Source organism: Lentzea sp. HUAS TT2 (assembly GCF_051853195.1).
Taxonomy (GTDB): Bacteria; Actinomycetota; Actinomycetes; order Mycobacteriales; family Pseudonocardiaceae; genus Lentzea.
Genome location: NZ_CP196667.1, coordinates 4170108 through 4194753, shown reverse-complemented (window position 1 = coordinate 4194753; position 24646 = coordinate 4170108). Strand labels below are relative to the sequence as shown.

Here is a 24646-nt window from a genome sequence, read left to right as displayed (position 1 = left end):
AGCGCAAAGCGATCCGTGGCCGAAAGCTGTCGTGACCCTGTCGAACGGGGTGCCGAGCCTGTCGGTGACCCGTGGCGGTACCACGGTGCTGGAGCCGGGGCCGTTGGGCGTGGTGACGGAAAGAGCGGATCTTTCGACCGGCCTGCGCTTGACGGGCCGTACCGAAAGGCGCGTGGCCGAGCACTACACGGCGTCGTCGGGCAAGCAACGGCAACGTGCAGTGGTCCACAAAGAAGAGCGGTACTCGTTTTCCGGGGCCGCCCGGTTGGATCTCGTCGTGCGGACCGCCGCCGACGGTGTGGCCTATCGGTACGAACTGCCGGCCGGGCTGGGTGACGTGCTGCGCGAGACGTCGGCGTTCCACGTCCCTCCCGCCGCCACCGCCTGGGTCGCGAAGTACCGGCGTGACTACGAAAACCCGTTCGTGCAGACGAATGCGGCCGCCGCGGAGACCGCCGACTACCTGCATCCGGCACTGTTCGAGACGAACGGTGTGTACACGCTGCTCACTGAGTCCTCTGTGGACGGGCGGCACTCCGGCGCGCATCTCGCGCACACGGCCGGTTCGGGCGTCTACTCGATCAAGTACTGGGACGAGCGGGTGGCCGTGGACGGTCCGTGGCAGTCGCCGTGGCGCACCGCCGTCGTCGGCTCGCTGGCGGACGTCTCCGCGTCGACCCTCGTGGACGACCTCGCGCCGCGGTCGAAGGTGCGCGACACGTCGTGGATCAAGCCTGGCAAGGTGTTCTGGAGCTGGCTCGCGGGCGGGCGTGAGGCCGGGCAGAGCCTCGCGATGCAGAAGCAGTACGTGGACTACGCGGCGGCGCACGGCTGGCCGTACGCGCTGGTCGACGCGGGCTGGTACTTCGACCCGAACTGGGACTACGACCCGTCGTGGGAGCAGACTTCGTGGATCCCGTCGCTGGTCTCCTATGCCGCCGCACGGGGTGTGAAGATCCATCTGTGGGTGCACTACGACGAGCTGGACACGCCTGCGGAGAGCGCGGCCCGGCTGGCGTTGTTCGAACGGTGGGGCATCGCGGGCGTGAAGATCGACTTCATGGACTCCGACGGCCAGGACCGCTACCGCTGGTACGACCGGATCCTCGCCGAGACCGCCGCTCGCCACCTGCTGGTGAACTTCCACGGTTCGACGATCCCGCACGGCATCCACCGCACATGGCCGCACGTCATGACGATGGAAGCCGTACACGGCGGTGAGAAGTCCTCAGGCCTCACGGGCGCACATCTGACTGCCCTGCCGTTCACGCGCGGCGTCGTCGGAGGCATGGACTACACGCCGCTGGCTTGGCACCGTCCATCACGCACCACGTCCGACGCGCACGAGCTGGCGTTGACCGTGATCTACGAGTCGGGCCTCGCGAACCTCGCCGGGCGTCCGGAGGACTACGCCGCACGCCCCGTCGCCGAACGCTTCGTCGACCAGGTCCCGACGGCGTGGGACGAGACGCGGCTGCTCTCCGGGCGTCCCGCAGACCACTCGGTGTTCGCGCGGCGGTCCGGCGACCGGTGGTTCATCGGCGGCGGGTACTCCGGTGCTGCCAGGACCGTGTCGGTGCCTTTCGCGTTGCCTGCCGGTCGCTGGCTGGTGGAGATCACGCGGGACGGCCCCGCAGGGCTCGTGCGCGAGTCACGGACCGTGCGCGCCGGGGACACGCTGACGTTGGACGTGGCTGCCAACGGAGGTTTCGCCGCAATCGCTTGCCGCGCCGGCGCGCGGACCTGTGAGCGGCCCGTCTCCGCGGTGCCGTCGACCTCGGTGTCGGCTTCTGCCCGTGGGTTCACCGTGACCGGCCTCTTCACCACACGTACGGACGTGCGCGGGGTGACTCTGGCGCCGCGCGTGCCCGCGGGTTGGTCGGTGCAAGGAGCACCTGTCACGGCACGGGTCGTGCGTCCGGGTCAGGCGTTGTCGGGCACGTGGACGGTCGTGCCGCCGGCCACCTACGGCTACTTCGACATCCCCGTGGTGGCGTCGTTCAACGGCGGCGTGGAGTCGGAGAAGACCGCGCGCGTGCACGTGGTCCGGCCGTTGCCCGACGGCTGGTCGTACCTGTCGGACCGGCCGTGGGTGTCGGCGACGGGCGGTGACGGCCCGGTCGAGAAGGACCTGACGAACGGCGGCACGTCGGCCGGCGACGGCCGGGGCATCGCTCTGCGCCGCGCCGTTTTCGCCAAGGGCCTGGGCACGCACGCGTCGTCCGAGATCACTTACGCACTGGACGCGCGTTGTGGCGCCTTCGCGGTTGCGGTGGGCGTCGACGACGAGGCGGGCCTGGACGTGGCTCGCCAGCGCGTCGGTGGCACGGTGGCGTTCCAGGTGCTGGGCGACGGCGTGGTGCTGGCGGACACGGGCGTGCTCGGCGTGCGTTCCCCTGCCCGCGACCTGGCCGTGGACGTGACCGGCGTGAGGACTCTCACCCTGCGAGTTCTCGACGGCGGCGACGGCACGCAGAACGACCACGCTTCTTGGGCTGACGCAAGGATCAGCTGCGTCTAGGGGTAATCCCCTGAGACGGGGGTGGGGTTTACCCCACCCCACCTTTGCGGCTTACCCCAATGTCCCCCGCCCTCCCCATCCGTAACTTGGATCCCATGAACTTGGTCGACTGGGTCACCGACCTGATGAACACGGCCGGCGCACCCGGAGCGGCTTTGGCGATCGCGCTGGAGAACCTGTTCCCGCCCCTGCCCAGCGAGGTCTTCCTGCCCCTGGCCGGCTTCACCGCGGCCCAGGGCAAGATGGGCCTGCTGGACGCGATCCTCTGGACCACCTTCGGCTCGGTGGCAGGCGCCCTGATCCTCTACTGGGTAGGCGCACTGCTCGGCCGCGACCGAGTCCGCCGCATCGCCTCCCGCATGCCACTGGTCCGCGTGTCCGATGTGGACAGGACAGAGGCCTGGTTCCTCCGCAACGGCTACCGCGCGGTGTTCTTCGGCCGCATGATCCCGGTGTTCCGCAGCCTGATCTCGATCCCGGCAGGCGTGGAACGCATGCGCTTAGCCCCGTTCCTCGCCTACACCGCGGCAGGCAGCCTGCTCTGGAACACGGCCCTGATCCTCGCGGGCTACCTGCTGGGCGACAACTGGCACCTGGTCGAGCAGTACGTGGGCATCGGCTCCAAGGTGGTCCTGGGCCTGGCCGTGGTGGCCGTGGCGATCTTCGTGGCAACCCGCCTGCAGAAGAGGCGCACCAACACCCGCGTCTAACGGCCCGCCCGCCACACCGGCCGCGCGAGCTCACCCGCCACACCGACACGCAGGCCGCGCGAGCTCACCCGCCAGAACGAGCCCCACCCGCCGAGCTGCTCCCCGCCCCACCACGACGCGGGGCCCGGCCCGCCGCGAGCCAAGACTCCGCCGACCACGCCTCACCGCGACCGTCAGCGCACTCCCGCCCACCCACCGCGGCCCGACCTTCACCCGGCCACCAGCCACGTCTTCGCACAGGCCACCGCCCACGCCCCCGCCACCCCAGCACCCGGACACGCTGCCACCCGGCCCACTCGCCAGGCCACTCCCACCCAGCACGACCCGGCCTGCACACAGCCATCAGCGCGCTCTCACACCGGCCGAGCGAACCCGCGCGCCTTCCCAGCCCGCCAGCCAAGCCGTTCCCGTCCACCACGCCCGACGCGCCCCTCGAGCTGCCACCATCCACGCCGCACATCCCCACGGCCCCTCGAACCACCCACGCCACAGCGTCAGCTAGCGCGCCGCCTCAACGCCGCCCAAATACCCCACCAACTCCCGCACAGCCCCACGCCCGGCCCGGTTGGCTCCGATGGTGCTGGCCGAAGGCCCATACCCCACAAGGTGAATCCGCGGATCGGACACCACACGAGTCCCGTCCACCTGAATGCCGCCACCAGAAGCCCGCAGGTGCAACGGCGCGAGATGGTCCAGGTCATGCCGAAACCCGGTGGCCCACAAGATGATGTCGGCATCGAACCGCTCGCCAGAGTCCCACTCGACCCCAGCAGGCGTGACCCGAGAGAACATCGGCTTCCGGTCCAGCACCCCGGACGCGACAGCGGCCCGAGTCTGATCGGTCAGCGCAAGCCCGGTGACGCTGACAACGCTACGAGGAATCAGCCCGGCCCGAACACGTTCCTCGACCATCCCGACCACCCACCGGCCGTAGTCCTCGGTGAACGGCCCCTCCCGCCACACCGGTTCGTGCCGAGTGACCCAGCGGGTCTCCGCTGCGAAAGGAGCGAGTTCCATCAACAGCTGCGTGGCCGAAGCACCACCGCCCACCACCACAACGCGCTTGCCCGCGAACTCCGCGGGGCCCTGGTAGTCGGCGGTGTGGAGCTGGCGGCCCTGGAACGTCTCCTGGCCCGGGTAGTACGGCCAGAACGGGCGGCGCCACGTGCCGGTCGCGTTGATCAGGCCGCGGGTGGTCCAGACGCCGTCGGTGGTCTCGACCTTGAGCAGCGCGCCGTCGTTCACCACCTGGGTCACGTTCACCGGGCGGACGACGGGCAGGTCGAAGAGCTGTTCGTAGCGGGCGAAGTAGGCGGGGATCGCCTCGTTCGCGCGCTCGTCGGGTGCGGGCTGTTCGAACGGCATGCCGGGCAGCTCGTGGATGCCGTGCACGGTTCGCATGCGCAGGCTCGGCCAGCGGTGCAGCCATGCGCCGCCGGGTTCGGAGTTGGCGTCGAGCACCACGTGGTCCACGCCGCGCCGCTGCAAGAAGTACGAGGCGGACAGGCCCGCCTGTCCGGCACCGATCACCACCACATCCGTCACACCACGGTCAACGGCACGGCACGGTCACTTCTTCTCACCTGTGACCGACAAAACATGGGCCAAAAGGTTCGGTTGACCACTAACTTCCGGGAGCGTGCACCTACTTCTCACGATGGCGTTGCTCGCGGCACCCGTCTCCACGACGGCACCCGTGCCAGCACCGACGGCCTCCTACGCGGTCTACGACCGGATCACGCACAAGACAACCGGCCGGGACGTGCACAAACCGATCAGGTCCGCCTCGCTGGTGAAGATCCTGATCGCGATCGAACAGCTGGAGACGCGCGGCGACGACCCGCGCATCGAACCGATGTTGCGCGTCAGCGACGACAACGCGGCGAGTGAGCTGTGGGTGGAGAACGGCTGGGAACAGCTCGTCGTGCGCACGGCCGAGCGCCTGAAGCTGCAGGACACGCGGCCGCCGGAGAACCGCGGCATGTGGGGGTACACGGCGGTGAGCGCCTCCGACGTCGTGAAGATCTACCGGTACCTGCTGGAGGACGCGAAGCCGAAGGTGCGGAACACGATCATGGGGCACCTGCAGCGTGCCGAGAAGTGCGCGTCGGACGGGTTCGACCAGTCGTTCGGGCTGCCGTCCGCGACGTGGAAGCCCGCGTTCAAGCAGGGATGGTCGGGGTTCGGCGACCCGGCGAAGCCGTGCGTGGACAGGCCGCGGCCGCGCATCCAGTGGGAGCTGGACACCAAGTCGCCGGCCATGCACACGTCCGGGACGTGCTGGTTCAGCATCGTCGCGGTGCTGACGCTGCACCCGGAGGGCACCACCTACGACAAGGCCGCGAAACGAGTTACCCGGCTCACGGAAGAAGTCACGAAGTATCGGTGTTGATCGATGTATGAGCCGTCTGACTGAGATCCCTCTGTCCGTACTCGACCTCGCGCCCATCACGTCGGGGTCGGACGCGACGACCGCGCTGCGGAACTCGCGGGAGCTCGCTCAGCAGGCAGAACGCCTCGGCTATCACCGTTACTGGTTCGCCGAGCACCACAACATGCCCGGGATCGCGTCGTCCGCGCCGGCCGTGCTCATCGGTCACGTCGCGGACGCCACGTCCACGATCCGCGTCGGTTCGGGCGGCGTGATGCTGCCCAACCACGCGCCGCTCGTGGTCGCCGAGCAGTTCGGCATGCTCGAGGCGCTGCACCCCGGCCGCATCGACCTCGGCATCGGCCGCGCGCCCGGCACCGACCAGAAGACGGCGCGGGCGCTGCGGCGCACCGAGGCCGGTCTGTCCGCGGAGAACTTCCCGCAGGAGCTCACCGAGCTGATCCAGTACTTCGAGGGCACCGCCGAGCTCAACGCCGTGCCCGCCGCGGGCAACAAGCCGCCGATCTGGCTGCTCGGCTCGTCCGGCTACAGCGCGCAGGCGGCAGGCCTGCTGGGACTGCCGTTCGCGTTCGCCCACCACTTCAGCGCGCAGAACACGTTGCCGGCGCTGGAGTTGTACCGCCGGCACTTCCGGCCGTCCGACGTTCTCACGGAGCCGTACGCGATGGTGTGCGCCTCGGTGGTCGTCGCCGACACCGACGAGCAGGCCCGGTACCTCGCGGGCCCGGGAGCGCTCTCATTCGTGAAGCTGCGCCAGGGCCGCCCCGCGCCGCTCGCCACGCCGCAGGAGGCCGCGGACTACCCGTACACCGAGATCGACCAGCTGGTGATCGAGGACCGCATGGCCACCCAGATCATCGGATCCGCCTCAACGGTCCGCGCCGGACTCGACGAGTTGATGGAGTCGACGGCGGCCGACGAGCTCATGGTGACGACGATCGTGCACGGGCACGACGACCGTCTGCGTTCGTTCGAGCTACTCAGCGAAGTGGCCGAACGGACGCCGTCGATGGGCCGTTCAGCCGCACATACGTGAGTCGGTCAGGCGTGACCTTCACGTTTTGTACGACTGACACTGGTCTGAACGGGTGATAAACGGCTCCGCTTGTAGCGCGTGGCACACAGTCGGCGATGATCGGTGTGAGCGCGCACGCCCCCCGACGCGCTCCCTAGCATTACCAGCGGCCTCGGCCGCACGGACGGCGTGGGGCCGGCGCACTCTGTGGCGCCGCCCACGCCGCCCATCACGAGTCGGCCACGGCCCGGCACCAGGTCCGCTTCTTCAGGCCTGATTCGTTCGCACACCCCCTTCGGCACCGTCACAGTTGACGTGAGTCGTCCACACCCACCGCCGGGGTGGGAAAGGGGAGTTCGTGAAGTTCGCCAAATCGGCCGCGGGCCTGTGCCTGTTGCTGGCCGTGGCGGGATGTGCGGGCCCCAGTGTCGCCGTCACCCCCGACGAGAACCTGACAGTCGAACAGCGAGCCGAGTCGCCCAGCGCGTCCAGCGCCGCCGCGTTCGGCACCCAACGCGTGTGGGCCTCCGGTCTCTCCGTCGTGGTGTCCGCTCCGCGCTCCCTCGCGCCGTCCGAGACGGCGATCCCGAAGGCCAGGCGCACAGCGGTCTTCACGATCACCGTCTACAACGGCTCCAAGACCCCCTACCGCTCCTCCCAGCTCGCCGTGCGCGCACTCGCGAACGGCGAACCGGCAGCCGAGCTCGTCGACTCAGTACAGGGCCTCAACGGCCTCGCAGCGGCCGTGGCGGAGCTCCCGCCGGGCCGCGACACCCAGCTCCAGCTCGCGTTCGCGGTGCCGGAGTCGGCGGTGCGGATGGAGCTGACCATCCAGCCGGGCGGACAGGGCCAGGACGCGCCCACCGTCTTCGAGGGCCAGGCCTAGCCCCGGGAATAGGCTCTGGGGCATGACCAGTCGTCTCGAACCTGGTGACACCGCGCCCGCGTTCACGCTGCCCGACAGCGAGGGCAAGCCGGTGTCCCTGTCCGACTACCTCGGCAAGTCCGTGGTCGTGTACTTCTACCCGGCCGCGAGCACGCCGGGCTGCACCAAGCAGGCCTGCGACTTCCGCGACAGCCTCGCCCAGCTGGGCGGCCTCGGGTACGAGGTGGTCGGCGTCTCGCCCGACAAGCAGGAGAAGCTCGCGAAGTTCCGCGACGCCGAGGGCCTGACGTTCCCGCTCCTCGGCGACCCGGACAAGAAGGTCCTCACCGAATGGGGCGCGTTCGGCGAGAAGCAGAACTACGGCAAGACCGTCCAGGGCGTCATCCGCTCGACGTTCCTCGTCGGCCCGGACGGCAAGATCGTCAAGGCCATGTACAACGTCCGCGCCACCGGCCACGTCGCCAAGCTCCTGCGCGAACTCCCCGCCTGATTCACCACCGGCATGAGGCCGCCGTCGCTTTCACAACGACGGCGGCCTCTTTTTCGGGTATGTTGAACGGTGAGGGCGTGCAACAAAGCCGCTCCTGTTCCGGTGAGGGTGATACACCGTGTGTCGTTTGACGGCACCTAGCGGCCCCGACATCCCGTCTGAGTTCGTCTTGCGAGTCCACTTCCCCACGCGCGGCGGCTGACCAGGCCTTTTCGCCTACCTGTCATCCGTTCTCTTCAACACGCACGCTGAGCGCTGCGTGCATTTCGTGCTGGGAAAATTCAATGCTCAAGTGGATCCTGCTAGCCCTCGCCGTAGGCGCGGAGGTTTTCGCGACCCTCTGCCTCAAATACTCCGACGGCTTCACAAAACCCTGGCCCACAGCGGGCCTCGCAACCGGCTTCCTCACCGCCCTCTACCTGGAATCATTAGTGATCAGAATGGGCGTCCCGGTAGCCATCACCTATGCGATCTGGGCAGGCGCGGGCATCGCCCTCGTCGCCATCACGAGCCGCGTCCTGTTCGCCGACCCGCTGAACCTCGCGATGCTGGCCGGCATGGCCCTCATCGCCGCAGGCGTCTGCGTCGTGTCGGTGGCCTCACACGCCCAGGCGGCCGTCTAACCTCGTTTGGGTGGGCTTAGAAATCCAAGCTGTCTCCAAGCTGGGCCAGTCTGTAGCCATGCGCGCCGCCACCGAGTGGCTGGCAAGCCACACCGACGAGCGCACCATGTCGCTCACGGAACTGGCCGCGGCGGAACTCTCCAAGCCCACCCAACGAGCCAAGCTCAACACCCTGGTCGAACACATCGGCCACCAGGTAACCGAACAACTGGAATCGGCCCTGGAACGCTTCACCGACGACGACATCGCCTCCTCCCTGTCCGCTGTGGAGGAGGCGCTGTCGTCCATCGACCTCTCCGATGCCGCCCTCCTGGCCGACGACGCCGACCCCGAGGTCTTGGCCCAACGCATCCGCCGCTCACTGCCACGCGCGGACCTGGGCCGCTGCTACGAGGTCGCGCTGGACCAGTCCTGCCGCTACCTGGTGCAGATCATCAGGAACCTGCCCTCGTTCCAACCCCGAGCCCTGGCCGAGGTCCTCTCCCGAGCCACTGCCCAAGCGGCGATGCTCGACGACGTCCTGTCCCGGCTCCCCCGTACCTCGCTCTACGCGCCACAGGGAACGGACAACGACGAAGAGTTCCGCGACGAGTACCTGCGTTATATCGGGGCCAGCCTGGACCGCCTCGAACTTCTGGGCCTGTCGATGAAGGACCGCCCACGCCTCGCGTTGAGCGTTGCCTACTTGAGCCTCACCGTGACAGGCGAGAAACGGCGGCGCGGCAATTGGTTCAGCGAAACCGATCAACACGCGCATTCGGGAGTGCGCGTCGAGTCGGCACTCGTCTCCCGCACCTTTGTTCGTGGCGAAGCGGGCTCCGGCAAGACGACACTGCTCGACTGGCTAGCTGTCACTGCTGCTCGCAGCGGGTTCACCGGCAATCTGCAGAAGTGGAACGGCATGGTGCCGTTCCCGATCCGCCTGCGCAGGTACGCGGAGGATCCGTTGCCCATCAAACCGGAGGAGTTCGTCACCGGGTGGCTGGCCGGAATCATGCCGTCCGGCTGGGTTCACCGTGTTCTCCAGACGGGCAAGGGACTTCTGCTCGTCGACGGCGTTGACGAGGTGCTGCTGCAGAAGCGTCCGAAGGTCCGCGAGTGGCTGCGAGAACTCCTCCAGGTGTTTCCCTTGGCTCACGTCATGGTGACGGCGCGCCCTGCGGCCGCTGATGAGAAGTGGTTGGCAGAACTGAGTTTCTCCTCCGTCGAGTTGGAGCAAATGAGCCCAGGCAACGTGAAGATGTTCCTTCAACGCTGGCACGAAGCCGCAGGGGCGCCAGAAGAAGCTCAGCGACGGCTGGTTACCCAACTTGAAAGCCGCCAGCATCTGCAGGGCTTGGCGTCCTCGCCTCTGCTGTGCGCGATGTTGTGTGCACTGAACTTGGGCAGGGTCTCCGAGCTGCCGCAAAGTCGAATGGAGTTGTACTCGGCGGCACTGACGATGCTGTTGGACCTTCGCGACGCGGAGCGCGGCATCGCCCGGATCCTCACTACCTCGGACAAGACGGTGTTGCTGCGGGACCTGGCCTGGCGTCTGCAGTTGGGCGGCCTGACCCAGTTGTCCACCACGAAGGTTCGCGAGCACGTAACGCGCAAGATTCGCTCAATGCCCAATGTCGATGAAGAGCCCGAGGCTGTGCTCACGCATCTACTGGAACGCAGTGGGGTAATACGCGAACCCGTCCCAGGGCGAGTCGACTTCGTGCACAGGACATTTCAAGAGTACCTCGCCGGAGAGGAGGCGATGCAGGACGGTCAGGTCGAGACTCTGATCGCACACGCCCATCAGGACTCCTGGACGCAGACGATCGTGCTGGCCTGCGGGCACGGCCAGCGGTCTCAGGTGACCGAACTCCTCACCGAGGTGCTGAACCGTGCCGACCGCGAACCCCGCAGGGCACGCCGGCTGCGATTGCTCGCCGCCGCATGCCTGGAAACCATCCGCGATGCCGACGCTGACGTGTGCGATCGGCTTGACACGATCATCAGGGACCGGCTGGTACCGCCTCGCAGCAAAAAGGAGACCACGTCCCTGGCCACGATCGGCCATCGCGTACTCCGCTACTTGCCAACATCGCTCGAAGAACTCACCGATGCTGTGGCCGTGGCAACAGTGCGAAGCGTTGTGTTGGTCGGTTCGCCGGAGGCAATGACCAAGCTCGCCGGGTATGCACATGATCCGCGACTGAGCGTCCAGGAATCGCTGATCGATGCCTGGCTGAGTTTCGACGTTCAGCGATACGCAGAGGAAGTTCTGGCTGACGCGCCGTTGTACAACGGGAGGGCCAAGGTCGAGTCGACCAAGCTGTTCCCGCACCTTGCACGTCTTCAGCACCTGACCAGTCTGGATATCTGGTTGCCGTCGAACGAATGGCAGCCGAGCCTGAGCTTTACCGAGAACCTGCCACCCATACGCCTTCTCTACTGCTGGACGCGGGGCGAGATCGACCTCGCCCCGCTAGCTCAGAAGACACCGGAACTGCTTTATCTGGTGGGTGCCGAGCGCTACACGAACATCGAACTCTCGTCAGACACCTCGTCGCTTGGCTTATACCAGGACGAGCTGTGGCAAAGTCTCGACTTCTTACGCTACAAATCACTGGATTACCTACATCTCAGCGAGTTGGCGCCCGGCTGTGACCCGAGTGTGCTCAATGATGTGCCTGAGCTGAAGGCCCTGTACTGCCGGGGGTGGAGTGATCCGGAGATCCTCTCCGCACTGCCGACCTTGGAGTTTCTCTCACTCACGGGCGACAAGCCGATCGACGTCCGTCAACTGCGCGACCGATCGATGACCTTGCAGCTACGTCGGCGGTGCACCTACGTCGGGGTCGATGAACTCGGCCCCGACGTCAAGGTGAAGTGGGTCGGCTAGACCAGCTTGCGCAGGTGCGGGACCAGGAGCTTCAACGCGCGGCCCCGGTGCGACTCCGCGTCCTTCTCCTCCGCCGTCATCTCCGCCGAAGTGACCTCATACCCCTCAGGCACGAAGATCGGGTCGTACCCGAACCCGTTGGCCCCACGACGAGCCCGCAGCAAAGTGCCACGCCACTCCCCGCGAACGACCACCTCGTCGCCGCCGGGCACAACGAGAGCGACCACGGACACGAAGGCCGCACCACGACGCTCATCGGGCACATCGCCGAGCTGCCCCAGCAACAGGTCCAGGTTGGCGTCGTCATCGCCATGACGACCGGACCACCGAGCAGACAGCACCCCAGGCATGCCGTTCAACTCGTCAACGGCGAGCCCGGAGTCGTCCGCAACAGAAACCAGGCCCGTGGCGGCAGCGGCGTCGCGGGCCTTGGCCAGGGCGTTGCCCTCGAAGTCCGGCGCGGTCTCGGGCGCCTCGGGGAACTCCGGGACGTCCGAAAGCGACAGCACCTCGATGCCGGACAGCTCCTCCGCCACGACGATGCGCTGGAGCTCGCGGAGCTTCTTCGCGTTGCGGGAAGCCAGGAGCAGCTTCACTTGCGCCCACCGGACTTGGGCTCCGGCAGGACGCCGGGGTAAGGCTGAGCCAGGGCCGCGGCCTGCAGGCGGTTCAGTTCGGCGCAGCCCTGCAGGGCGACGTCGAGCATGCGGTCCAAAGTGGAGCGGGCGAACGTCGCGCCCTCGCCGGTGCCCTGGACCTCGATCAGCGTGCCCGCGTCGGTGGCGACGACGTTCATGTCGACCTCCGCGCGCGAGTCCTCCTCGTACGGCAGGTCCAGCCGGACGCGGCCGTCGACCACGCCGACCGAGATGGCGGACACCGCGCAAGACAGCGGTGACGGGTCGGCCAGGCGGCCTGCGGCGCCGAGGTACGTCACGGCGTCGGCGAGGGCCACGTAGGCGCCGGTGATCGCCGCGGTGCGGGTGCCGCCGTCGGCCTGGATCACGTCGCAGTCGATGACGATGGTGTTCTCGCCGAGGGCGGCGAGGTCGATGCAGGCACGGAGGGAACGGCCGATCAGGCGCGAGATCTCGTGCGTGCGGCCGCCGATGCGGCCCTTCACGGACTCGCGGTCGCTGCGGCTGTGCGTGGCTGAGGGGAGCATCGCGTACTCGGCGGTCACCCAGCCGAGGCCGGAGCCCTGACGCCATCGGGGCACGCCTTCGGTGACACTCGCGGCGCACAGCACGCGGGTGTTCCCGAACTCGATCAGGACCGAGCCCGCGGGCCAGGTCTGATATCCACGCGTGATCCGGATGTCACGCAACACGTCGTCGTTTCGGCCGTCGGTTCGCACCACGGCGCCTACCCTAATGAACCCTGCGGAGCGCCATGGCGTAGGGAGAGACATGCTGACGATCGACGGTATTCCGCTTCACCCGTTGCTGGTGCACGCGGTGGTCGTGCTGTTGCCCCTCGCGGCGCTCAGTTCGGTCGCGATCGCGCTGGTCCCGGCCTGGCGGCGCAGGTACGCGTGGCCCGTTCTCGGGGTCACGCTGGCCGGTGTCGCCGCGGTCCCGGTGGCCAAGGAGGCCGGCGAGGACCTCCAGGCCGCGCTCGCGCAGAACGGCGTGCAGAACCCCGCCATCCAGGTGCACGCGGACCTCGGCGACATGCTGCTGCCCATCGCGCTCGGGTTCGGGGTCGCGGTGATCGCGCTGCTGGTCGCGGGACGGCTCGCCGACCGCGAACGCGCGGCGGAGGCACCCACCACGAAGACGTGGCGGGTGATCTCAGTCGTGGTGTCCGTGCTGGTCGTGCTGCTCGCGGTCGGGACGACGGTGCAGACCGTGCGCACCGGTCACAGCGGGTCGGGCGCGGTCTGGAGGGGTACCGGGAGCTGAAGCGGCGCCGTCGCCGACTGCTTCAACGTCCGCGTGACCGTGCAGAACTGCTCCACGGCGCGCCGGACGACGGTCTCGAGCGCCTCCGGGTCGTCCACGGCGGACAGGTCGTACGAGAGCGTCACGGGGATGGACAGCACCTCGTTGCCGCTCTCGGACTGCACCGCGTCCGCCTCCGCTGTCAGCTGATCGCCGCCTGTCCGGCGCAGGATCACCGTCTCCGACGTGACCATCGCGCATCCCGCGGCGGCGGCGACCAGCAGCTCCACCGGGCTGAACGAGCCCTCCTGGCCCTTGCGCCCGATCCGCACCGACGCGCCACGCCCGTTGGAAGCGACGAACTCGTGCTCGCCGACGCGCTCCACGTTGATCATGTCCGCTCCCCCACCTCGTACCGGCCGCCCTGCACGACCAGCTCACTGTGCCCGCCGAACGCCGACCGGGCCTCCCCCAGCACGTCCTCGCGCGACGTCCACGGCGGCACGTGCGTGATCAGCAGCCTGCCCGCCCCCGCCCGCGCGGCCAGCTCCCCCGCCTCGCGTCCGGACAGGTGCAGGTCCGGCTGCCGGTCGGGGGCGTGCGTCCAGCTCGCCTCGCTCAGCAGCACGTCGGCGCCGGACGCCAGCGAGTCCAGGGCGTCGCACGGCCCGCTGTCCCCGGTGTAGGCCAGCGACACGCCACCGTGCGAGATCCGGAACCCGTAGGCCTCGCAGGGATGTGCCACCACGGCCGACTCCACGGCGAACGGTCCGATCTGGACCGGGGCACCCAGCCCCTGGAACGAGAACACGTCGCTGAAGTCCAACGTCGACCGCTCGGCCTCGTTCGGTGCGTAGGCGGCGACGAACCGCGAGTGCGCCTCGGCCGGCGCGTAGACGGGCAGCGGGCTCGAAGGCGGCGAAGGGTGGTACTTCCGCGCCACGTAAAGAGAAGACACGTCGACGCAGTGGTCGGGATGCAGGTGCGAGAGCACCAGCGCGTCCATCGAGAACAGCGGCCGCTCCTCCTGGAACCGCGACAGCACGCCGTTGCCGAACTCCAGCACGAGCGTGAACCCGTCGGCCTCCAGCAGATAACCCGAGGCCGCGGCGCCTGGTCCGGGAATGCTGCCGGAGCAGCCGAGCACGGTCAGCAGCACATCAGCCCCACTGTTCGAAGGTCGGCAGGAACCGGGCGGCGAGCTTCGCGAACCGCTCGGGCGGGCCGGTGCACGTCACCCGGTGCAGCGCGGGCTCGGAGGCGAACTCGTCGCGCTCGGTCAGCAGCCGCACCACGTCCTTCACCGTCTCCTCGGCGCTCGACACCAGCGTCACGTGCTCGCCCATGACGATCTGGATCACGCCGGTCAGCAACGGGTAGTGCGTGCAACCGAGCACCACGGTGTCGACCTCGGCGCGCTGCAACGGTTCCAGGTACGCCTGCGCCAGCCCGAGCACCTGACGCCCGGAGGTGATGCCGCGCTCCACGAAGTCGACGAACCGCGGGCAGGCCGCCGCCGTCACCGTCACGTCGCGCGCGGCCTGGAACGCGTCCTGGTAGGCGTGGGAGTTGATCGTGCCGACCGTCGCGATCACGCCGACGCGTCCGGTGTGGGTCGTCCGCACCGCGCGGCGCACGGCGGGCAGGATCACCTCGACCACCGGCACGTCGTAGCGCTCACGGGCGTCGCGGAAGCAGGCGGCCGACGCGGTGTTGCACGCGATCACCAGCATCTTCGCGCCTTCGTCCACGAGCTGGTCGCAGATCTCCAGCGCGTGCTTGCGCGCCTGCGCGATCGGTAGCGGCCCATAGGGTCCATGCGCCGTGTCGCCGATGTAGTGGACCGACTCGCCCGGCAGCTGATCCATGATCGCGCGGGCGACCGTGAGGCCGCCGACGCCCGAGTCCATGATCCCGATCGTCACGCCGTGAATGTAGCCGGTGCGCTGGTGCGCCGGTTGTCACGAGACACACCCCACGCAGCCACAACTCCGCCGATTGCGCCGAACAGGTGGCCTTCCCACGAGACCCCCGGCTGGCCCGGCAGCACACCCCACAGGGCGGCGCCGTACAGCGCGAACACGCCGACCGCGATCACCAGTTGCAGCCACGAGCGCGCGAAGATCCCGCGCACCAGCAGGAACGCGAGGAACCCGAACACCAGCCCGGACGCGCCGATGTGGCTGCCGGGACTGCCGAACACCCACACACCGAGCGCGGAGGAAAGCCAGATCACCGCGGTGACCTGGAAGAACTGCTTCAGCCCTCCTGAGGTGGCGAGGAACCCGAGCAGCAGCAACGGAACGGCGTTGCCGGTGAGGTGGCTCCAGTCGCCGTGGATCAACGGCATCCAGATCAGGTTGTCCCACTGGCTGAAGTCGCGCGGCCGCACGCCGTCGCCCTCCAGCGAGCCACCCGTCGCCACGTCGAAGGCCTCGACGGCGTAGAGGAAGCCGACGAACCCCGCCACGACGAGCAACGACAGCACTGGATGCGGCGGTATTACCCGTTTCGCGAGCGCGGTGCGGTCCACGTGTCCAGGGTACGTGCCGATTAGGGTGGTTGGGTGTCGATCGAAGTAGCGGTACGCGCGTCCGCCCAGCTGGGCGAGGGACCCACGTGGGACCACGGCAGTTCCACGTTGCTGTGGGTGGACATCCTCGCCTCCGAGGTGCACCGGTACGCACCCGCGCGGGACGACGACGCGGTGCTCGTGGTGCCCCAGCACGTCGGCGCCGCCAAGCCGCGCGCGCAGGGCGGCATCGTCTGCAACCTGCGGGACGGCATCGCGCTGATCGACCGCGACGGCGCCAAGAGCTGGCTCGTCTACTGGGCCCGCGAGGGCGTGCGCGGCAACGACGCGGGCATCGACCCGTCCGGCCGCCTGTGGGCCGGCACGATGCGCTACGACCAGGCAGCCGACGAGGGCTGGCTCGCCAGGGTCACCGGCGACGGCTCCGCGAAGGTCATGGTGGACAAGGTGAACACGAGCAACGGCGTCGGCTGGAGCCCGGACTCGAAGCTCATGTACTTCATCGACACGCCGACCCGCCGCATCGACGTCCTCGACTTCGACAACGCCTCCGGCACCGTCGCGAACCGCCGCCCGCTCGTGCACGTCGGCAACACCGACGGCTGGCCGGACGGACTGACCGTGGACGCCGAGGGGTGTGTGTGGGTCGCGTTGTGGGGTGGTCACGCCGTGCGCCGCTACACGCCTGAAGGTGAGCTCGACCGCGAGATCGCGCTGCCGGTCGACAACCCGACGGCGTGCTGCTTCGGCGGCCCGGACTTCACCGACCTCTACGTCACGTCCGCCCGCACGGGGCTCTCGGACCAGGTCCTGATGGACCGGCAGCTCAACGGCTCCGTGCTGGTGCTGCCCGGTGCCGGGCAGGGCGTGCCGAGTGTGGCGTTCAACGGCTGACCGATCGCTGGTCCGGGCACGCGCGAGCGCGTTATGATCACTGAGCGGATCAACGTCAGTTGATGAGTGCCGCCAGCCGGTGAACTACCACGAGTCCACCGGCCGCACGAGCATCTGGGGGATGCGACATGAGTGAGGATCTGGCCTGGAAGGGCGCCCTGAAACCGATCGAGCTGTAACCGATCACGCCCAGAGGTGGCCGTCGAGCTTGGCGGCCGCCTCGTCCAGGGTTCCGGCGTAGGCGCCGGTGGACAGGTACTTCCACCCCGCGTCCGCCACCACGAACACGATCTCCGCGGCCTTCCCCGCCACCTCGGCCTTCTGCGCCACGGCCAGCGCGGCGTGCAGGATCGCCCCCGTCGAGATGCCGGCGAAGATGCCCTCGGTCTCCAGCAGCTGCCGGGTGCGGCGCAACGCGTCGTAGGAGCCGACCGAGTACCGCCCGGTCAGCACCGACTCGTCGTACAGCTCCGGCACGAAGCCCTCGTCGAGGTTGCGCAGCCCGTAGACCAGCTCGCCGTAGCGGGGCTCGGCGGCGATGATCTGCACGTCCGGCTTGGCCTCGCGCAGGTACCGCCCGACGCCGACGAGCGTGCCCGTCGTGCCGAGTCCGGCCACGAAGTGCGTGATCTCCGGCAGGTCCTTGAGGATCTCCGGCCCCGTGCCGCGGAAGTGCGCCTCCGCGTTAGCCGGGTTCCCGTACTGGTAGAGCATGACCCAGTCCGGGTTCTGCTTGGCGATCTCCTTCGCCGTGGCGACGGCCTGGTTCGACCCGCCGGCGGCGGGCGAGAACACGATGCGCGCGCCGTACGCCTGCAGCAGCTGCTTGCGCTCGGTCGAGGTGTTCTCCGGCATCACGCACACCAGGCCGTAGCCCTTGAGCTTCGCGGCCATGGCGAGCGAGATGCCGGTGTTGCCGGACGTCGGCTCCAGGATCGTCGCACCGGGACGCAGCACGCCGTCCCGCTCCGCCGCCTCGATCATGGCCAGCGCAGGCCGGTCCTTGATCGAGCCGGTCGGGTTGCGGTCCTCGAGCTTCGCCCAGATGCGCACGTTCTCGGACGGCGACAGGCGCGGCAGGCCCACCAGCGGCGTGCCTCCGAGCGCGTCCAGAAGCGAGTCGTAGCGGGCCATGGGAAAGATCAGCCGCCCGCGACAGCCGGGAGGATGGTGACGTTGTCGCCGTCCTTCACCTCGGCCGCGAGGCCACCGGAGAAGCGCACGTCCTCGTCGTTGACGTAGACGTTGACGAACCGGTGCAGCGTCCCCTCCTTGACCAGGCGGGCCTTGAGGCCGCCGTGGTTGTTCTCCAGGTCGTCGATGACCTCGGCGAGCGTCGTACCGGCAGCGGACACCGACTTCTCGCCCCCGGTGTGGGTGCGCAGGATGGTCGGGATCGACACGGTGACTGCCATGGTGGTTCTACCTCCGGGAAACGGGTGCAACTCAGGATTCGACGATCTTGACCGGTTCCTCGGTCACGACACCGTCGACGATGCGGTACGACCGAAGCTCGTGCTCGATCGGGTCACGCGTGGAGACCAGCACGTAGTGCGCCTCCGGCTCGCCCGCGAACGAGATGTCGGTGCGGGACGGGTACGCCTCCGTCGCGGTGTGCGAGTGGTAGATGACCACCGGCACCTCGTCGTTCGCGTCCATCCCACGCCACACCTTGAGCTGCTCGGCCGCGTCGAACCGGTAGAACGTGGGCGACCGCTCCGCGTTCTCCATCTCGATGAAGCGCTCAGGGCGGTCGGACCCGAACGGCCCGGCGATCACCCCGCACGCCTCGTCGGGATGGTCGCGGCGCGCGTGGGCCACCATCGCGTCCACCAGGTCACGGCGAATCACCAGCACGCGCTCAATCCTACGGGCTGGCCGGAGTTGTCTCGGTATGCGAGATACCCGCGTCACGCAGCTTGATTTAGCGCTGGCTTATATTAGTGGCGACTACTACAGTGGCCCGGTGCACGCGTTCGACGTACTCGCAGACCCGGTGCGCCGGCGGATCCTGGAGCTGCTCGCCAGTGGTGAGCGGGCTGCGGGCGACGTCGGGGAAGTCGTCCAGGCCGAGTTCGGCATCACCCAGTCCGCCGTCTCACAGCACCTGAAGGTGTTGCGGTCGAACGGGTTCGTCGAGGTCAGACCGGCCGGGACGCGTCGGCTGTACGCGGTGGCGCCCGACCCGCTGCGGGAGATCGACACGTGGCTCGACCACTTCCGGCGGTTCTGGGAGCCGCACCTCGACGCGCTCGCGACCGAACTGGCGCGCGGAAAACGGGAACGCAGACTGGAGGCAGAGGATGACTGACCGCGCCTACGACGACGAGAAGCTCGTCATCCGGCGGCATTACAAGGCCGACCGCGAGGACGTCTGGGACGCCATCACCACGCCGGAACGCCTGGTCAGGTGGTTCCTGCCGATCAGCGGCGAACTGCGGCCCGGCGGCCGCTACCAGCTGGAGGGCAACGCGGGCGGCGAGATCGTCCGCTGCGACCGGCCCAGCGAGATCGTGCTGACCTGGGAGATCGGCGAGATGAACACCGACGTCCTGGTGCGGCTCGACGCGGACGGCGACTCGACGGTCCTCACGCTGACGCACTCCCCCATGCCCGGCGAGTTCGTCCCCGGCACCGGCGTCGGCTGGGAGCTCGGACTGGTCGCCCTGGAGAAGTACCTCGCCGGCGAACTCCCGGAGGGACGCGCCCTGGACTGGATCGCCGCCTCCGCGCCGGAGGACCTGGCCGCGGCGCACGCACTGGCGGAACAGCTCGCCGGGGAATGGGTCAAGGTGCTCGGATGAGGTTCACCAAGGAGGTCGTGCTGAACAAGCCGATCGGACAGGTCCGCGTGCTCACGTCCGACCCGGCGCACGTCCACCACTGGCAGCCGGACCTCGTCCGCATCACCCAGCACAGCGAGACCCCTGGCGCGGCGGGTTCGACGGCGACCCTGACGTATCGCAAGTTCAAGCTGGAGGAGACGGTCCTGGCCGCGACCGCCGACGTGCGCGTCTCCCGCTACGAGACGCGCGGCATGGTTCACACGATCACCAACCGCTACTCGGCGATCGACGCCGGCACCACGAAGCTGGTGTGCGACAGCGAGATCGAGCTGTCCGGCCTGCTCAGGCTGGGTCGCAGGGTGCTGGAGAAGTCGCTGCGCGAGCAGTCCGAACGCAACCTCGACAACTTCAAGGCCTACATCGACAACGCCTGAGCACCTGGCCGGAAGTCTTGTCCGGAACCTCGTGTCCTGGTTGGCGCCGAGGCGTCTGCAAGTACCACCAACTCTTGATCGAATCGCCGTCAACCACACCCAACCTGTTCGCCGCCTGACGAACAGGCGCCGTCCCTTTTGGGCCCCGCAAGCCTGTTGGCGGTAGAAAAGTGCCTGTTGATGTTGAGTTGGTGGTACTTGCAGACGCCAGCAGAGCCAGGGGCGGGGCCGCTCGGGCTAGTAGCGGACACGACTGCTGGAAACAGGCTCAGAGGTCGCGGAAAGCCGTGACACCGTTCAACGACGTCGCCTCGCGCGCACCGGACACCACGGCGTCGGCGAACACCTCGGCAGCGGCGGCACACAGCGCGTCCAGCGCGAACACCCGCGGCTCTGCCAGCGGCACGGCACCCGTGGCGAGCGCGAACACCGTGTCGCCGTCGAACATCGAGTGCGCGGGACGCACGGCGCGGGCCAGCCCGTCCTGCGCGGCCATCGCGAGCCGCCGGCACTCCGCTTTGGACAGATCCGCGTCCACCGCGACCACACCGATCGTGGTGTTGAGGCCGTCGGGCTTGCGTTCGGGCAGCGTGACCGTCTGGGTGCCCAGAGCCGGCAGCCACGGCAGGCCGGACGCGCGGTCGACGACCTCACCGGCCGCGTTCACCACGGCCAGCGCGCCGATCTGGTGCGCGCCGACCGTCGTCGAAGCGGTGCCGACACCGCCCTTCAAAGAACCGACCCGCGCACCGGCACCCGCGCCGACGCAGCCCAGTTCGAACTCGGAAGAGGCCGCCTCGCAGGCCGCGTAGCCGAACGACGAGTCCGGCCGGTTGCCCCACTCGGACATCGGCAGGTCGAAGATCACCGCGCCGGGCACGATCGGCACGACGTGGTGCGGCTGGGCACCCACCTGGAAGCCGATCGAACGTTCCGAGAGCCAGCGCATGACGCCGTCCGCGGCCGCCAGCCCGTAGGCGGAGCCACCGGACAGGCACACCGCGTGCACCTGCTGGACCAGGTTCGACGGGTCCAGCAGGTCGGTCTCACGGGTGCCGGGCGCGCCGCCGCGGCCGTCGACGGCCCCGACCGCGCCGGCCGGCACCAGCACGACGGTCGTCCCCGTCGCCCAGCCCGGTTCGACGCGGTGGTGGTGGCCGACGAGGACGCCTTCAATCACGGCATCATCGCTTCGACCAGGGTGTCCTGCACCCAGGTCAGCCAGTGGTAGACGCCGAGGTGCGGAGACCTCGGGTCCTCCGGCGGCAGCTCGTCCGGCATGTCCTCGGTGACGTCCAGCGCGGTGCCCAGGGCCAGGCGGACGTCGTTGAGCGACGCCATCCAGGCCTCGGCCTCGGGGATCGTCAGCCGGATCTCACCGCCGTCGGGCGAGCAGGTCTTGAGCACTGTCTCGGCCGCGGCCGTCTTGTGGTCCAGAAGCTCCGGTTCGTGCAACGAGCGCAGCGCCGCCGCCGAGTTGACCTCGTCCGGGTCGGGCGCGTCGTCGTCGAGACGGTGGAAGTCGGGCAGCAGCCTGCCCAGGATCGGGTCGTCGGGAGCCTCCGACGGGCCTGTCCTGATGCCCGTCAGCTCCGCGAGCTCGTCCTGGGGCGCCTCCTCGGCGCGGGCCAGCAGCATGTCCTGGATCTGGCTGACCAGACCGCGCACGACCGCGGCCTCCTGCCGATCCAGCCGGCCGACGACGACGTCGCCGTCGCGGATCCACCTCTTCACGAGGCCCGCTGCATGGTCGCCCAGAGTCCTGCCGCGTGGAGTTTCGCCACGTCGGCCTCCACCTTGTCCTTGGTGCCCGATGTCACGATCGCCTTGCCCTTGTGGTGCACGTCGAGCATCAGCTTGGTCGCATGATCCCTGCTGAAGCCGAACAGCTTCTGGAACACGTACGTCACGTAGGACATCAGGTTTACCGGGTCGTTCCAGACCACGGTCTGCCAGGGTCGGTCCTCGGCGGCGACTTCCTCGCCGACGGACTCCGGCTGCGTCCGTTCCTGTTCGACGGGCGTGGTCATACCGCCAATGGTGTCATGTTCGCCGCAGTGACGGAGACCGCGTGCGGGTAAACCGGATGCGACCTTAGGGTTGGTGACCATGAACTCGACGGCGTTGCTCACGGACCACTACGAGCTCACCATGCTCGCGGCCGCTCTGCGTGACGGCACTGGTGACCGTCCGTGTGTGTTCGAGCTCTTCGCCCGAAGGCTCCCGAACGAACGGCGCTACGGCGTGGTCGCGGGCGTGAACAGGCTGCTCGACGCGATCGCGGACTTCCGCTTCGGCGAGGAGGAGATCGACCAGCTGCGCCGCAACGCCGTGGTCGACGATTCCACCTTGGAATGGCTCGCGAACTACCGGTTCTCCGGCGAGATCGACGGTTACCCCGAGGGCGAGCTGTACTTCCCCGGTTCGCCGGTGCTGACGGTCCGCGCGTCGTTCGCCGAGGGCGTCGTGCTGGAGACGCTCGCGCTCTCGATCCTCAACCACGACAGCGCGATCGCGTCCGCCGCCGCTCGCATGGTGACCGCCGCCAACGGCCGTCGCATGATCGAGATGGGTTCCCGCCGCACGCACGAGGAGGCCGCCGTGGCGTGCGCCCGCGCGTCGTACCTGGCGGGCTTCACCGCGACGTCCAACCTGGAGGCCGGGCGCCGGCACGGCATCCCGACGGCCGGCACGTGCGCGCACGCGTTCACCTTGCTGCACGACTCCGAGGAGGAGGCGTTCCGCAGCCAGGTCGAGGCGCTGGGCGCCGGGACGACGTTGCTGGTCGACACCTACGACATCACCGAGGGCATCAAGACCGCGGTCGCGGTCGCCGGGCCCGACCTGGGCGCCATCCGGATCGACTCGGGCGACCTGGGCGTGCTGGCCCGCCAGGCCCGCGACCAGCTCGACTCGCTGGGTGCCCGCAACACCCGCATCGTCGTGTCGGGCGACCTGGACGAGTACTCGATCGCCGCCCTGCGCGCCGAGCCGGTGGACGCGTACGGCGTCGGCACGTCCGTCGTGGTCGGGTCCGGCGCGCCGACCGCGGGCATGGTCTACAAGCTGGTCGAGGTCGACGGCAGGCACGTCGAGAAGCGCAGCACGTCGAAGCAGTCGCGCGGCGGCTGGAAGAAGGCGCTGCGGCGCCACAAGGACACGGGCACGGCGCTCGAGGAGGTCGTGTTCCAGGCCTCCGCCGAACCCGAGCTCGGCCCGTACGACAAGCTCGTGCAGATCCCGCTGATGCGTGCAGGACAGGTCACCGACGAGGTCCCCACGCTGGAGCAGAACCGCGAACGCCTGCGCGCCGCTCTGGTGAGCGTGCCGTGGGAGGGCCTCAAGCTCTCGCGCGGTGAGCCCGCGATCCCGACGATCTACCTGGAGAGCTGACATGACCAAGGCACTGATCGTCGTCGACGTGCAGAACGACTTCTGCGAAGGCGGCTCACTGGCCGTGGCGGGTGGTGCGGCCGTGGCGGCGGCCATCTCGCAGCACATCACCACCTCGGCCTACGACCACGTCGTGGCGACGCGCGACTACCACGTGGACCCGGGCTCGCACTTCTCGCTGACGCCGGACTTCATCGACTCGTGGCCGGTGCACTGCGTGGCCGGCTCGCCCGGTGCGTCGTTCCACCCGGAGCTGGACGTGTCCGGCATCGAGCAGGTCTTCTCGAAGGGCCGGTTCGCCGCCGCCTACTCGGGTTTCGAGGCCGAGAACGACCTCGCGGGCTGGCTGACCGAGCGCGGCGTGACCGAGGTGGACGTCGTGGGCATCGCGACGGACCACTGCGTCCGCGCCACCGCCCTCGACGCCCACCGCAACGGCTTCCGCACGAGGGTGCTCGTCGACCTGACCGCCGCCGTGGCCCCGACGACCCGCGACGCCGCCGTTGAGGAGCTGCTCGCCGCGGGTGTCGCCGTCGCCTAAGGAGTCGGCGAGCAGGCCACCGTGCCGACGGTGATGCTGCCGGTGTAGCCGGACGACGGCTCGAAGGTGATCTTCAGCAACGTCATGCTGAGGCTGCCGTCGTTCGGCACCGGGAACACCGTGTCGGTGAACTTGGCCTTGGCCAGCACGGTTCCGTTGCCCGCCTTGACCTCGTGCACGTAACCGGACGGCAGCGGGTTCGGCAGCCCGGTCCAGCCGGACATGCCCTTGAGCTCCCAGCCCGCGCTGGTGCCCTTCTCGTCGGCGTCGCAGTTGACCGTCCACTCGGCGATCTTGAGCCGCGGCCCCTTGTTCCCGCCGGAGAGCCCGGCGAGCGCGGACAGGTCGAAGCCCGTCCCCTTGGCCACCGACTTCGTCCTGGTGAGGAACTGGGAGGCGTCCACGACCTCGGTCGTGCACGTCGAGCCGGTCTCACCGATCCTGAGCCCGGTCCTGCTCACGGCGGGGCTGGCGCCGGTGACGGTGCCCGCCGCGTCCGGGTTCACGTCGCACACCGCGAGCGGGGCGACCTTGAACGTCTGGTCCGCCTTGGCGAAGTCGGCGGAACCCGACGACGCCCTGCCGGGCGGGTTGCTGGCGAACGCGGGAGCGGCTGTCGCGAACGTCAACGCGACCACTGCCCCGGCGATCAAACTCCTGCGCACTTCGG

Annotated in this window: 30 protein-coding genes; 15 read left to right on the top strand and 15 right to left on the bottom strand. The window is 68.8% G+C overall.

Going from position 1 to position 24646, the window contains the following annotated elements:
- The first annotated feature begins 31 nt into the window (after positions 1–31).
- Together ACSHWB_RS21130 and ACSHWB_RS21125 are read left to right on the top strand one after the other, a co-directional pair.
- On the top strand, positions 32–2521 hold the full coding sequence (locus ACSHWB_RS21130; RefSeq protein WP_439663720.1) for a glycoside hydrolase family 97 catalytic domain-containing protein: 2490 nt from the start codon (positions 32–34) through the stop codon (positions 2519–2521).
- Positions 2522–2616: 95 nt separating this feature from the next.
- Positions 2617–3231, top strand: a complete 615-nt coding sequence (locus ACSHWB_RS21125) for a DedA family protein (RefSeq protein WP_439663719.1) — start codon at positions 2617–2619, stop codon at positions 3229–3231.
- Here the strand turns inward: ACSHWB_RS21125 and ACSHWB_RS21120 are convergent.
- Together ACSHWB_RS21120 and ACSHWB_RS21115 are read right to left on the bottom strand one after the other, a co-directional pair.
- Positions 3228–3389 (bottom strand): hypothetical protein, encoded by a 162-nt coding sequence (locus tag ACSHWB_RS21120; protein WP_439663718.1) that lies wholly within the window; start codon positions 3387–3389, stop codon positions 3228–3230. The two genes, ACSHWB_RS21125 and ACSHWB_RS21120, sit on opposite strands and share 4 nt — an antisense overlap.
- A 340-nt stretch (positions 3390–3729) precedes the next feature.
- Entirely contained in the window at positions 3730–4776 is a 1047-nt protein-coding gene (locus ACSHWB_RS21115) for an FAD-dependent oxidoreductase (protein WP_439663717.1), read from the bottom strand.
- A gap of 94 nt (positions 4777–4870) precedes the next feature.
- Between ACSHWB_RS21115 and ACSHWB_RS21110 the strand changes: the two genes are divergently transcribed.
- The 6 genes from ACSHWB_RS21110 (at position 4871) to ACSHWB_RS21085 (ending at position 11512) form a co-directional block, all read left to right on the top strand.
- The gene (locus ACSHWB_RS21110; protein ID WP_439663716.1) at positions 4871–5623 is read left to right on the top strand and encodes a hypothetical protein; all 753 of its coding nucleotides are present in this window, start codon (positions 4871–4873) and stop codon (positions 5621–5623) included.
- A 7-nt stretch (positions 5624–5630) separates the two neighbouring features.
- A complete protein-coding gene (locus ACSHWB_RS21105; protein WP_439663715.1) occupies positions 5631–6659 on the top strand; it encodes an LLM class flavin-dependent oxidoreductase in 1029 nt (342 codons plus the stop codon).
- Between the two features lie 337 nt (positions 6660–6996).
- Positions 6997–7524 (top strand): hypothetical protein, encoded by a 528-nt coding sequence (locus tag ACSHWB_RS21100; RefSeq protein ID WP_439663714.1) that lies wholly within the window; start codon positions 6997–6999, stop codon positions 7522–7524.
- A 22-nt stretch (positions 7525–7546) separates the two neighbouring features.
- Entirely contained in the window at positions 7547–8014 is a 468-nt protein-coding gene (gene bcp, locus ACSHWB_RS21095; RefSeq protein WP_439663713.1) for a thioredoxin-dependent thiol peroxidase, read from the top strand.
- A gap of 284 nt (positions 8015–8298) precedes the next feature.
- The gene (locus tag ACSHWB_RS21090; protein ID WP_319978093.1) at positions 8299–8637 is read left to right on the top strand and encodes a DMT family transporter; all 339 of its coding nucleotides are present in this window, start codon (positions 8299–8301) and stop codon (positions 8635–8637) included.
- A 10-nt stretch (positions 8638–8647) separates the two neighbouring features.
- On the top strand, positions 8648–11512 hold the full coding sequence (locus ACSHWB_RS21085; RefSeq protein WP_439663712.1) for an NACHT domain-containing protein: 2865 nt from the start codon (positions 8648–8650) through the stop codon (positions 11510–11512).
- On the opposite strand, the gene rdgB is transcribed toward ACSHWB_RS21085, so the two are convergent.
- Together rdgB and rph are read right to left on the bottom strand one after the other, a co-directional pair.
- Positions 11509–12108, bottom strand: coding sequence for an RdgB/HAM1 family non-canonical purine NTP pyrophosphatase (gene rdgB, locus ACSHWB_RS21080; RefSeq protein ID WP_439663711.1), 600 nt, complete (start codon positions 12106–12108; stop codon positions 11509–11511). The genes ACSHWB_RS21085 and rdgB overlap by 4 nt on opposite strands.
- The gene (gene rph, locus ACSHWB_RS21075) at positions 12105–12872 is read right to left on the bottom strand and encodes a ribonuclease PH (protein WP_439663710.1); all 768 of its coding nucleotides are present in this window, start codon (positions 12870–12872) and stop codon (positions 12105–12107) included. Before rph ends, rdgB begins: the two co-directional genes overlap by 4 nt.
- A gap of 49 nt (positions 12873–12921) precedes the next feature.
- Between rph and ACSHWB_RS21070 the strand changes: the two genes are divergently transcribed.
- Entirely contained in the window at positions 12922–13416 is a 495-nt protein-coding gene (locus tag ACSHWB_RS21070) for a DUF2231 domain-containing protein (protein WP_439663709.1), read from the top strand.
- On the opposite strand, the gene ACSHWB_RS21065 is transcribed toward ACSHWB_RS21070, so the two are convergent.
- The 4 genes from ACSHWB_RS21065 to ACSHWB_RS21050 are packed head-to-tail and all read right to left on the bottom strand — an operon-like array spanning position 13374 to position 15928.
- Positions 13374–13790, bottom strand: a complete 417-nt coding sequence (locus ACSHWB_RS21065; RefSeq protein WP_439663708.1) for an OsmC family protein — start codon at positions 13788–13790, stop codon at positions 13374–13376. The two genes, ACSHWB_RS21070 and ACSHWB_RS21065, sit on opposite strands and share 43 nt — an antisense overlap.
- Entirely contained in the window at positions 13787–14554 is a 768-nt protein-coding gene (locus ACSHWB_RS21060) for an MBL fold metallo-hydrolase (protein ID WP_439663707.1), read from the bottom strand. Before ACSHWB_RS21060 ends, ACSHWB_RS21065 begins: the two co-directional genes overlap by 4 nt.
- 1 nt (position 14555) lies before the next feature.
- On the bottom strand, positions 14556–15305 hold the full coding sequence (gene murI, locus ACSHWB_RS21055; RefSeq protein WP_439664641.1) for a glutamate racemase: 750 nt from the start codon (positions 15303–15305) through the stop codon (positions 14556–14558).
- Between the two features lie 11 nt (positions 15306–15316).
- Positions 15317–15928 carry a rhomboid family intramembrane serine protease gene (locus ACSHWB_RS21050; RefSeq protein WP_439663706.1) on the bottom strand — a complete coding sequence of 204 codons (612 nt, stop codon included), beginning with the start codon at positions 15926–15928 and terminating at the stop codon, positions 15317–15319.
- A gap of 33 nt (positions 15929–15961) precedes the next feature.
- Between ACSHWB_RS21050 and ACSHWB_RS21045 the strand changes: the two genes are divergently transcribed.
- On the top strand, positions 15962–16822 hold the full coding sequence (locus ACSHWB_RS21045) for an SMP-30/gluconolactonase/LRE family protein (RefSeq protein ID WP_439663705.1): 861 nt from the start codon (positions 15962–15964) through the stop codon (positions 16820–16822).
- Between the two features lie 183 nt (positions 16823–17005).
- Here ACSHWB_RS21045 and ACSHWB_RS21040 read toward each other — a convergent pair whose 3' ends face one another.
- Genes ACSHWB_RS21040 through ACSHWB_RS21030 form a run of 3 tightly spaced genes read right to left on the bottom strand, consistent with a single transcriptional unit; the run spans position 17006 to position 18679 of the window.
- Positions 17006–17956: a PLP-dependent cysteine synthase family protein gene (locus ACSHWB_RS21040; protein WP_093598711.1), complete on the bottom strand. Its 951-nt coding sequence runs from the start codon at positions 17954–17956 to the stop codon at positions 17006–17008.
- Between the two features lie 8 nt (positions 17957–17964).
- Positions 17965–18237: a MoaD/ThiS family protein gene (locus ACSHWB_RS21035; RefSeq protein ID WP_030479225.1), complete on the bottom strand. Its 273-nt coding sequence runs from the start codon at positions 18235–18237 to the stop codon at positions 17965–17967.
- 31 nt (positions 18238–18268) lie between these two features.
- Complete coding sequence (locus ACSHWB_RS21030) at positions 18269–18679, bottom strand: M67 family metallopeptidase (RefSeq protein ID WP_360040144.1); 411 nt, start codon at positions 18677–18679, stop codon at positions 18269–18271.
- 109 nt (positions 18680–18788) lie between these two features.
- On the opposite strand from ACSHWB_RS21030, the gene ACSHWB_RS21025 reads away from it, so the two are divergent.
- The 3 genes from ACSHWB_RS21025 to ACSHWB_RS21015 are packed head-to-tail and all read left to right on the top strand — an operon-like array spanning position 18789 to position 20042.
- Positions 18789–19133 carry an ArsR/SmtB family transcription factor gene (locus ACSHWB_RS21025; RefSeq protein ID WP_439664640.1) on the top strand — a complete coding sequence of 115 codons (345 nt, stop codon included), beginning with the start codon at positions 18789–18791 and terminating at the stop codon, positions 19131–19133.
- Positions 19126–19626 carry an SRPBCC family protein gene (locus tag ACSHWB_RS21020; protein WP_439663704.1) on the top strand — a complete coding sequence of 167 codons (501 nt, stop codon included), beginning with the start codon at positions 19126–19128 and terminating at the stop codon, positions 19624–19626. The genes ACSHWB_RS21025 and ACSHWB_RS21020 overlap by 8 nt, the downstream gene beginning before the upstream one ends.
- Entirely contained in the window at positions 19623–20042 is a 420-nt protein-coding gene (locus ACSHWB_RS21015; protein ID WP_439663703.1) for an SRPBCC family protein, read from the top strand. The genes ACSHWB_RS21020 and ACSHWB_RS21015 overlap by 4 nt, the downstream gene beginning before the upstream one ends.
- A gap of 268 nt (positions 20043–20310) precedes the next feature.
- Here ACSHWB_RS21015 and ACSHWB_RS21010 read toward each other — a convergent pair whose 3' ends face one another.
- Genes ACSHWB_RS21010 through clpS form a run of 3 tightly spaced genes read right to left on the bottom strand, consistent with a single transcriptional unit; the run spans position 20311 to position 22072 of the window.
- Positions 20311–21222, bottom strand: a complete 912-nt coding sequence (locus ACSHWB_RS21010) for a P1 family peptidase (protein ID WP_439663702.1) — start codon at positions 21220–21222, stop codon at positions 20311–20313.
- Positions 21219–21776 (bottom strand): DUF2017 domain-containing protein, encoded by a 558-nt coding sequence (locus ACSHWB_RS21005; protein ID WP_439663701.1) that lies wholly within the window; start codon positions 21774–21776, stop codon positions 21219–21221. The genes ACSHWB_RS21010 and ACSHWB_RS21005 overlap by 4 nt, the downstream gene beginning before the upstream one ends.
- Positions 21773–22072: an ATP-dependent Clp protease adapter ClpS gene (gene clpS, locus ACSHWB_RS21000; protein WP_439663700.1), complete on the bottom strand. Its 300-nt coding sequence runs from the start codon at positions 22070–22072 to the stop codon at positions 21773–21775. Before clpS ends, ACSHWB_RS21005 begins: the two co-directional genes overlap by 4 nt.
- Positions 22073–22151: 79 nt before the next feature.
- On the opposite strand from clpS, the gene ACSHWB_RS20995 reads away from it, so the two are divergent.
- Together ACSHWB_RS20995 and ACSHWB_RS20990 are read left to right on the top strand one after the other, a co-directional pair.
- A complete protein-coding gene (locus ACSHWB_RS20995; protein WP_439664639.1) occupies positions 22152–23435 on the top strand; it encodes a nicotinate phosphoribosyltransferase in 1284 nt (427 codons plus the stop codon).
- Between the two features lies 1 nt (position 23436).
- Entirely contained in the window at positions 23437–23976 is a 540-nt protein-coding gene (locus tag ACSHWB_RS20990; RefSeq protein ID WP_439663699.1) for an isochorismatase family protein, read from the top strand.
- On the opposite strand, the gene ACSHWB_RS20985 is transcribed toward ACSHWB_RS20990, so the two are convergent.
- A complete protein-coding gene (locus ACSHWB_RS20985; protein ID WP_439663698.1) occupies positions 23973–24641 on the bottom strand; it encodes a hypothetical protein in 669 nt (222 codons plus the stop codon). The genes ACSHWB_RS20990 and ACSHWB_RS20985 overlap by 4 nt on opposite strands.
- Positions 24642–24646 lie beyond the last annotated feature (5 nt).

What these genes read in the sequence shown, in the direction of transcription:
- ACSHWB_RS21015 (WP_439663703.1), top strand. Translation starts at nt 19,623, where the DNA reads ATGAGGTTCACCAAGGAGGTCGTGCTGAACAAGCCGATCGGACAGGTC.
- clpS (WP_439663700.1), bottom strand. Translation starts at nt 22,072, where the DNA reads ATGACCACGCCCGTCGAACAGGAACGGACGCAGCCGGAGTCCGTCGGC.
- ACSHWB_RS20990 (WP_439663699.1), top strand. Translation starts at nt 23,437, where the DNA reads ATGACCAAGGCACTGATCGTCGTCGACGTGCAGAACGACTTCTGCGAA.
- ACSHWB_RS21035 (WP_030479225.1), bottom strand. Translation starts at nt 18,237, where the DNA reads ATGGCAGTCACCGTGTCGATCCCGACCATCCTGCGCACCCACACCGGG.
- murI (WP_439664641.1), bottom strand. Translation starts at nt 15,305, where the DNA reads ATGGACTCGGGCGTCGGCGGCCTCACGGTCGCCCGCGCGATCATGGAT.
- ACSHWB_RS21125 (WP_439663719.1), top strand. Translation starts at nt 2,617, where the DNA reads ATGAACTTGGTCGACTGGGTCACCGACCTGATGAACACGGCCGGCGCA.
- ACSHWB_RS21020 (WP_439663704.1), top strand. Translation starts at nt 19,126, where the DNA reads ATGACTGACCGCGCCTACGACGACGAGAAGCTCGTCATCCGGCGGCAT.
- ACSHWB_RS21105 (WP_439663715.1), top strand. Translation starts at nt 5,631, where the DNA reads ATGAGCCGTCTGACTGAGATCCCTCTGTCCGTACTCGACCTCGCGCCC.
- ACSHWB_RS21040 (WP_093598711.1), bottom strand. Translation starts at nt 17,956, where the DNA reads ATGGCCCGCTACGACTCGCTTCTGGACGCGCTCGGAGGCACGCCGCTG.
- ACSHWB_RS21065 (WP_439663708.1), bottom strand. Translation starts at nt 13,790, where the DNA reads ATGATCAACGTGGAGCGCGTCGGCGAGCACGAGTTCGTCGCTTCCAAC.
- ACSHWB_RS20995 (WP_439664639.1), top strand. Translation starts at nt 22,152, where the DNA reads ATGAACTCGACGGCGTTGCTCACGGACCACTACGAGCTCACCATGCTC.
- bcp (WP_439663713.1), top strand. Translation starts at nt 7,547, where the DNA reads ATGACCAGTCGTCTCGAACCTGGTGACACCGCGCCCGCGTTCACGCTG.
- ACSHWB_RS21070 (WP_439663709.1), top strand. Translation starts at nt 12,922, where the DNA reads ATGCTGACGATCGACGGTATTCCGCTTCACCCGTTGCTGGTGCACGCG.
- ACSHWB_RS21090 (WP_319978093.1), top strand. Translation starts at nt 8,299, where the DNA reads ATGCTCAAGTGGATCCTGCTAGCCCTCGCCGTAGGCGCGGAGGTTTTC.